The following is a 7,160-nucleotide window of genomic DNA, read 5'->3' as shown; positions in this document are numbered from 1 at the left end:
GAGCAGGAAGGGCGTGGGCGGCACGCAGGCGTAACCGAGCAGCGGCCGCCCGCGCCATTCGAGGCGCCGCTCGTGCAGGTAGGTCCAGGCGCCGCGCGCCGCGGCGTCGAGCAGGACGGCCTCCGTGCGGCGCGGGTCGTCGTTGCCGAGGATCAGGAAGACGTCCGGCGCCGCCTCACCGAGCCGCTCCTTGAGGCGCAGGAAGCCGGCGGCCAGGAAGTCGTTGACGAAGTCGTCGCCGCCGAAGGGCAGCGCGCGCTGGCCTGCCGGCGGCGGCAGGAGGTCGCCGCCGAGGAAGACGGCCGCCGGGCGCTCGGCGGCCACTGCTGCGAAGAGCTTCCCGTAGCGCTCCAGGCTGCCGTGGAGGTCCGTTGCGAAGAAGCAGAGCAGCGTCAAGCCTCCCGGCCGCGGACTGCCGCGGACGCCGCCGGCGGGCGCGGGGCGCGCAGCGCCCCTACACCCAGCCGCGCGCCCGGCAGGCCTCGGCCACCCGCTGGATGGCGATCATGTAGGCCGCGTCGCGCGTGTAGAGCTTCTTCTTCTCGGCGAGGTCGGCGACCTTGTGGAAGGCGCGGGTCATCGCGCCGTCCAGGCGCTCGAGCACCTCGCTCTTGGGCCAGAAGAAGTTCATGTTGCACTGCACCTGCTCGAAGTAGCTGCAGGTGACGCCGCCCGCGTTGCAGAGGAAGTCGGGAATCACGTAGATGTTCTTCTTCTGCAAGACGAGGTCCGCTTCCGGCGTCGTCGGGCCATTGGCGCCCTCGGCCATGAAGCGCACGCGGCCGTGGATGCGCGGCGCCGTCTCGCCGTTCACCTGGTTCTCGAGGGCGCAGGGCATGAGGATGTCCACGGCCTGCTCGATCCAGGCGTCGCCGGGGAGCACCTCGTAGCCCAGGCTCTTGGCCTTGGCCTTCTCGATGCCGCCGAAGCGGTCGCTGATGCCGCGCAGCTCGACGAGGTTCACGCCCGCCTCGCGGCGGAAGCTGTAGCTGGTCTGGTCGGCCTGGTCCCAGCTCGAGACGCAGATCACCTTGCCGCCGAGCTGCTGGTAGAGCTCGATCGCGTACTGGGACACGTTGCCGCCCCCCTGCACCGAGGCGATGGTGTCGGCCGGGTCGACGCCGTGGCGACGCAGCGCCTCCCGCAGCGTGTAGACGAGGCCGTAGCCCGTCGCCTCGGTGCGGCCCTGCGAGCCGCCCAGGCCCAGCGGCTTGCCCGTGATCATGCCGGGGTAGTGGCCGCCCGTGATCGTCTCGTACTCGTCGAGCATCCAGAGCATGTGCTGGGCGCTGGTCATGACGTCCGGCGCCGGCACGTCCTGCACGGGGCCGATGTTGCGCGCGATCTGGCGCACCCAGCCGCGGGCGAGGGCCTCCTGCTCGCGCTCGGAGAGGTGGTGCGGGTCGCAGATGATGCCGCCCTTGCCGCCGCCGAGCGGGATCTCCACGACGGCGCACTTCCAGGTCATCCAGGTGGCCAGCGCGCGCACCGTGTCGATGGTCTCCTGGGGGTGGAAGCGGATGCCGCCCTTGGCCGGGCCGCGGGCGTCGTTGTGCTGCACGCGGAAGCCGCGGAAGACCTTCACGGCGCCGTCGTCCATGCGGATCGGAATGCTGAAGTGGTACTCGCGCATGGGCTGGCGGAGCAGCTCGCGCGTGGGCTCGTCCAGGCCCAGCTTCTCGGCCACCGCGTCGAACTGCCGCTGCGCCATCTCGAAGGCGTTGAATGCCCGCGTCGCCATGAACCCACCTCCGGGAAATGAAGGCCCGCAATGCCCGGACAAGGTATGAAGTGCGCCGGGCGCGGCAACGAGGAAAGCGCGGCGGAAAGGGTGAAAGGCACCCCCGCCCCGCTCGCTGCCCGCACCGCAATGCTTATCCGAGGAAATCGGGGATGCCGCAAGCGAGAATGCCGGCCGACCTTCAGGCGCGCAGGCCGATGACTGCCGCGAAACGCCCGGCGGCAGCCCCGTCCCGGCGCCAGGAGTGGAAATGGGCGTCCTCGCAGATCGTGCAGACCCCGGCCAGCTCCAGGCGCCCAGGGGGAAGGCCGGCGAGCGCGAGCTGCTCGGCGTTGGCGCGCCAGAGGTCGAAGATCAGGCGGCCGCCGCGCTCGGGAAACCAGGCGCCGGCCGCCCTGCCGTGCTCGGCGACGGCCGCCTCCCGCACCTCGGGGCCCACCTCGTAGCAGCAAGGGCCGGCCGAGGGGGCGAGGGCCACCCGCAGGCGCCCGGGCGAATGGCCCGCGAGCAGGGCGAGGGCGAGCAGCATGCGCGGCGCGATGCCCGCCACCGTGCTGCGCCAGGAGGCGTGGGCCACGCCGACGGCGGTGGGTCGGCCGCGGCCGTCCAGCGCCGCCGCGAGGACCAGCGGGCAGTCGGCGCTGCGCACGATGAGGGCGAGACCGGGCTGGGCGCTGATCAGGGCGTCGCCTTCGCCGAGGAAGCCCGCCACCCGGGCCCGCGTCACCCGCGCGCCGTGAACCTGGCGGAGCCAGGCGGCGCCGGTCAGGCCGAGGGCCGCGGCGAGCTGGCGGGCGGCGAGGGCGTGATCGGGCGAGTCGGTGGCCGCGCGGAGGTCGGGCCCTTCGCGGGTGCTCACGCCGTGGGCGAGACCGGGCAGGGCGGCGAGGCCGTCGAAGCGGCCGAGCGGGAAGGGCCCGGCGGAGCCGATGCTGAAGCTGCTCATTCTCGGGCGCCTCCACGCGCCGCGGCGCGCCCGGCCAGCATGCTGCAAGTCGCTGCGGGGCGCCAGGAAATCCCTTGTCCCCCGTGGGGGCAGGCGGCATCCTGGGCGGCATGAAGATCTACACTCGCGGCGGTGACAAGGGAGAGACCGGCCTGATCGGGGGCCGGCGCACGGCCAAGGACGACCCGCGCATCGAGGCCTACGGCAGCGTCGACGAGCTGGGTGCTGCGCTCGGCCTGGCCGACGCCCTCGACCGCGAGGGCGAGCTGTCGCCCCTTCTGCGCTCGATCCAGCGCGAGCTCTTCACGATCGGCTCCCATCTTGCTTCGCCGGAGCCGGGGGCCGCCTCCCTGCCTCCACTCGACCCTGCGGGCCCGGCCCAGCTCGAGGCCTGGATCGACCGTTTGGAAGCGGACCTGCCGCCGCTCAGGCAGTTCATCCTCTCCGGGGGCGCGCCGCAGGGCGCCTCCCTCCAGCTCGCCCGCACGGTCTGCCGGCGGGCCGAGCGGCGGGTCGTGGCCCTCGCGAGCGGGGGACTAAACGTTTCCGAGGGCATCGTCGTCTATCTCAACCGTTTGTCCGATCTTCTCTTCGTTGCGGCCCGCTGGGCGAACCGGCGCGCGGGCGCCCACGAGGAACCCTGGCACATCGACTGAAGCGGCCGCGCGGCGGCCATCGACTGGAGGCATGAAGGCATGAAGCGCACTCCCATCCTGCTCATTCTGATCCTCGTGGCGATGGGCGCCCTGCTGGGCGGCTGCGCCAAGACGCAGGTGACCCGCATCGACACGGACACGGACGTCGACCTCTCGGGCGGCTGGAACGCCGGCGACAGTCGCCGCGTCTCCGAGGCGATGATCGCCGACTGCCTCGCCTCGCCCTGGCTCAACAAGCACGCGATGGCGGCGGGCAAGAACCCTGTCATCATCGTGGGCAGTATCCGCAACAAGACCAGCGAGCACGTCGCCACCGACATCTTCCTCAAGGACCTCGAGCGGGCCTGCGTGGTCAGCGGCATGGTGGACGTGGTGGCCAGCGCGGACGAGCGCGACGAGATCCGCGGCGAGCGCATGGACCAGCGCGTCAACGCGGACCCGGAGACGGTCAAGCAGATGGGTCTGGAGCTGGGCGCCGACTACATGCTGATCGGCACGATCAACGAGCAGGGCGACGCGGCGGGCGGCACCGAGGCCTTCTTCTTTTCCACGGACCTCGAGCTGGTGAACATCCAGACCAACCAGAAGGTCTGGATCGGCAACCAGAAGATCCACAAGGTCAAGCAGAAGGGCAAGTTCAAGGGCTAGCCGGCGCGCCATGAAGCTCCTGCGCCTGCAACGCCGCCCGCGGGCCCGGTTCGGTCCGGCCCTGCTCCTCGTCTGCGCCTTGCCGCTCCTGTCCTGCAGCGGCTATGCGGGCAAGGTGCAGCGCCTGCGCACGGAGGTGGCGGCCGGCCAGCCGGCCGCGGCCCTCGCCACCCTGAACGGCCTCTACGACGCGGACGAGCGCAGCCTGCCCTACCTCATGGAGAGGGGCCTGCTCCAGTACCTGAGCGGGGATCTCGAGGGCGCTCAGGTGAGCCTCGCCGCTGCCGAGCAGCTCGTCGACGAGCTGTACACGCGCAGCCTCTCGCGCGAGCTGGCGCGGCTCCTCATCAACGACACGCTGCAGGAGTACCGGGGCGAGCTGTTCGAGGGCGCCTGGATCCACTACTACCGGGCGCTCGCCTACCTGGCGGCCGGAGCGCCGCAGTCGGCGGCGGTCGAGGGGCGCGCTGCGACGCAGACGATCGATCGCATGGCCGCCACGGGCCCGGACGAGGCCAAGTACCGCAACGATCCCTTCCTCCAGTACTTCGCCGGACTGCTCTACGAGATGGACGGCGAGCTGAACGACGCCTGGATCAACTACCGCGAAGCCGAGCGGCTCTACCAGGCCCACGCGGTCTACGGTGTCGCCGGCCCGCCGGACTGCCTGCTCCACGATCTGTTCCGCGCCGGCGAGCGCCTGGGCTTCGACGAGGAGCTGGCCCGCTACCGCGAGGCTTACCCGGATCTTGCGGTGCCGCGGCCGGCGCCGGGCGAGGGCGAACTGGTGCTGCTCGTGGAGACGGGCCTCGTGCCGGGCAAGGTCTCCGAGCGCATCGACTTTCCCATCTTCACCCAGGCGGAAGGCGACGACAACGCGGAGAGCGCCTTCCACATTGCCGGCGATTCCTACGGTCGCTGGCGCGCCGGCGACATCCGCGAGCAGGAGCTGGCCTACTGGCTGAGCATCGCATTGCCGGCCGTGGCGCCCGGCGCGCCGGCGCCGGAGCTGCGCTGGTCGGCCGGCGCCGCCGGCGGCGCGCTTGCCCCAGCCGCCAACCTGGGCGCTCTCAGCCACCAGTGCCTGGAGGACCGCTACGCGGCCGTCGTGATCCGCACCGTCGCCCGGGGCTTGCTAAAGTACTGGTCCACCAAGAAGATGGAGGAGGAGCACGGCAAGGGCGCGGGCTTCCTGACCAACCTGCTCGGCAGCGTGACGGAGGTGGCCGACACCCGCGCCTGGAGCAGCCTGCCCGCCCACGTGGCCGTGGCCCGCCTCGCCCTGCCCGCCGGGCCTCAGCGCATCCGCGTCCAGGGCACGGGCGGCGGCGCCGAGGCCGAGGTTGACATCGCGCCCGGCCGCCTGCAATTTCTCGCGCTGAGACTCTACTAGCCAGACCTCGGGGCCGCCGCCCCGCCTTCCCCCCGGCCCCCGCAAGGAGACGCCATGGCCCGCTTCCACAAGGACATCCTCACCCTCGATGCTCCGCGAACTGCCGACGAGCTTGCCCGGATAGTGGAGCGGCAGATCGTTCGCCGCCTCGGTCGCCAGGGCGCCGTCCTGGGCGTGAGCGGCGGCATCGACAGCTCCACCGTGGTGGCGCTGGCCTGCAAGGCGCTGGGTCCGGAGCGGGTGCTCGGCATCGCGATGCCCGAGCAGGACTCGAGCCCGGTGAGCTACGAGCTGGCCAAGCAGCTGTCTGCGCAGTACGGCTTCGAGCTGATCCTCGAGAACCTGACGCCGGCGCTCACGGGGCTCCAGTGCTACCCGCGCCGCGACGAGGCGGTCAGGCGCGTCTTCCCCGACTACACGCCGGCGTGCAAGTTCAACATCGTGCTGCCGGCGAACATCCTGGACCAGGATCGCCTCAACATCTTCCGCATGAACATCGAGTACCCCGACGGCCGCCGCGACACCAAGCGCATCCCGCCCAAGGAGTACCTCCAGATCGTCGCCGCCAGCAACATGAAGCAGCGCGTGCGCATGCTGATGGTCTACTACCACGCCGAGCAGCGGAACTACGCGGTGGTGGGCACGGGCCAGAAGAACGAGCACGATCAGGGCTTCTTCGTGAAGTGGGGCGACGGCGGCGCCGACCTCAAGCCGATCGCGCACCTCTACAAGACGCAGGTCTACGCGCTCGCGCGGGCGCTCCAGGTGCCCGAGGAGATCCTCCGCCGCACGCCGACCACGGACACCTACTCGATGGAGACCACGCAGGAGGACTTCTACTACAGCCTGCCCTTCCTGACGATGGACCTGCTCCACTACGCCTGGAAGGATCCCGACACGGGCGCCGGCGAGGCCGCTGAGGCGATGGGCCTCACCCAAGCCCAGGTCGAGCGCGTGTGGAAGGACTTCGAGCGCAAGGAGAACACCACCGAGTACCTGCGCCTGATGCCCCTGCACTGGGACGACTAGGGCGCGGCGCCGCGATCGGAGCTCCGATGACCCTGTCCGAGTTCGCCTGGGAGATCCGCCGCCACTTCTTCAAGAGCAGCTACCCGCGCGCGCTGGTGTCCTGGCCGCTCGCGCTGCCCGCGGAGCTGCCCGCCGCCGAGCGCGAACGGCTCGAGGCACGCATCGCCGAGCTCGAGCGCGGCGCGCAGTACGGCTGGGGCCAGACGATCGACTTCGGGCCCTTCCGCAAGGAGGGCTTCCTCGGCGTCCAGTACCTGGAGATCGCCGGGCTCTACGACGCCTGGGGCTGGCCCCCGCGCGATCTCACCGGGCTCAAGGTGGCCGATATCGGCTGCTTCACCGGCGGGCACAGTCTGCTGATGGCCGCGCGCGGCGCCGAGGTGCTGGCCGTCGACGAGCTGCCCGGCCACCTCGCGCAATGTCGGTTTCTCTGCGAGACTTTCGGGCAGCCGCGCGTCAGGACCCTGCAGAGTTCGCTCTACCATGTGCACGAGCAGGTGGCGCCGGCGAGCCTGGACCTCATCCTGCTCAGCGGCGTGCTCTATCACCTGAGCGACATGCTGGTCGGCCTCTACCTGCTGCGCGGCTTGCTTAAGCCCGGCGCCACGCTGCTCATCGAGACCACGGCCGTGGACGACCGCAAGCGCAGCTTCGCCGACTTCGGCCGCTACGTGGGCGGCATGTGGTGGAAGCCCTCGGCGCTCTGCACCCTGGACATGTGCCGCTTCATGGGCTTCGAGGGCGGGG

The 7,160-nt window shown here is 71.1% G+C and carries 8 protein-coding genes; 5 read left to right on the top strand and 3 right to left on the bottom strand.

Going from position 1 to position 7,160, the window contains the following annotated elements; genetic code table 11:
* From FJ251_12070 to FJ251_12060, 3 genes are all read right to left on the bottom strand, one after another.
* The coding region (locus FJ251_12070) for a hypothetical protein (protein ID MBM4118446.1) at positions 1–396 on the bottom strand (396 nt) is incomplete at its 3' end.
* A gap of 58 nt (positions 397–454) precedes the next feature.
* Positions 455–1,741 (bottom strand): Glu/Leu/Phe/Val dehydrogenase, encoded by a 1,287-nt coding sequence (locus FJ251_12065; protein ID MBM4118445.1) that lies wholly within the window; start codon positions 1,739–1,741, stop codon positions 455–457.
* A gap of 181 nt (positions 1,742–1,922) precedes the next feature.
* Positions 1,923–2,687, bottom strand: coding sequence for a polyphenol oxidase family protein (locus tag FJ251_12060; GenBank protein ID MBM4118444.1), 765 nt, complete (start codon positions 2,685–2,687; stop codon positions 1,923–1,925).
* Positions 2,688–2,797: 110 nt separating this feature from the next.
* Here FJ251_12060 and FJ251_12055 point away from each other — a divergent pair, with 110 nt between their 5' ends.
* From FJ251_12055 to FJ251_12035, 5 genes are all read left to right on the top strand, one after another.
* The gene (locus tag FJ251_12055; GenBank protein MBM4118443.1) at positions 2,798–3,343 is read left to right on the top strand and encodes a cob(I)yrinic acid a,c-diamide adenosyltransferase; all 546 of its coding nucleotides are present in this window, start codon (positions 2,798–2,800) and stop codon (positions 3,341–3,343) included.
* An 81-nt stretch (positions 3,344–3,424) separates the two neighbouring features.
* Entirely contained in the window at positions 3,425–3,991 is a 567-nt protein-coding gene (locus tag FJ251_12050) for a penicillin-binding protein activator LpoB (GenBank protein MBM4118442.1), read from the top strand.
* A 10-nt stretch (positions 3,992–4,001) separates the two neighbouring features.
* Entirely contained in the window at positions 4,002–5,384 is a 1,383-nt protein-coding gene (locus FJ251_12045) for a hypothetical protein (GenBank protein ID MBM4118441.1), read from the top strand.
* A 54-nt stretch (positions 5,385–5,438) separates the two neighbouring features.
* Positions 5,439–6,413 carry an NAD(+) synthase gene (gene nadE / locus FJ251_12040; GenBank protein ID MBM4118440.1) on the top strand — a complete coding sequence of 325 codons (975 nt, stop codon included), beginning with the start codon at positions 5,439–5,441 and terminating at the stop codon, positions 6,411–6,413.
* 26 nt (positions 6,414–6,439) lie between these two features.
* Positions 6,440–7,160 (top strand): DUF1698 domain-containing protein (locus FJ251_12035; GenBank protein ID MBM4118439.1); only part of this gene is annotated, 721 nt, incomplete at its 3' end.

The organism is bacterium, from assembly GCA_016873475.1.
Lineage (GTDB): Bacteria > Krumholzibacteriota > Krumholzibacteriia > JACNKJ01 > JACNKJ01 > VGXI01.
This window is presented reverse-complemented; position numbering and strand designations above follow the sequence as displayed.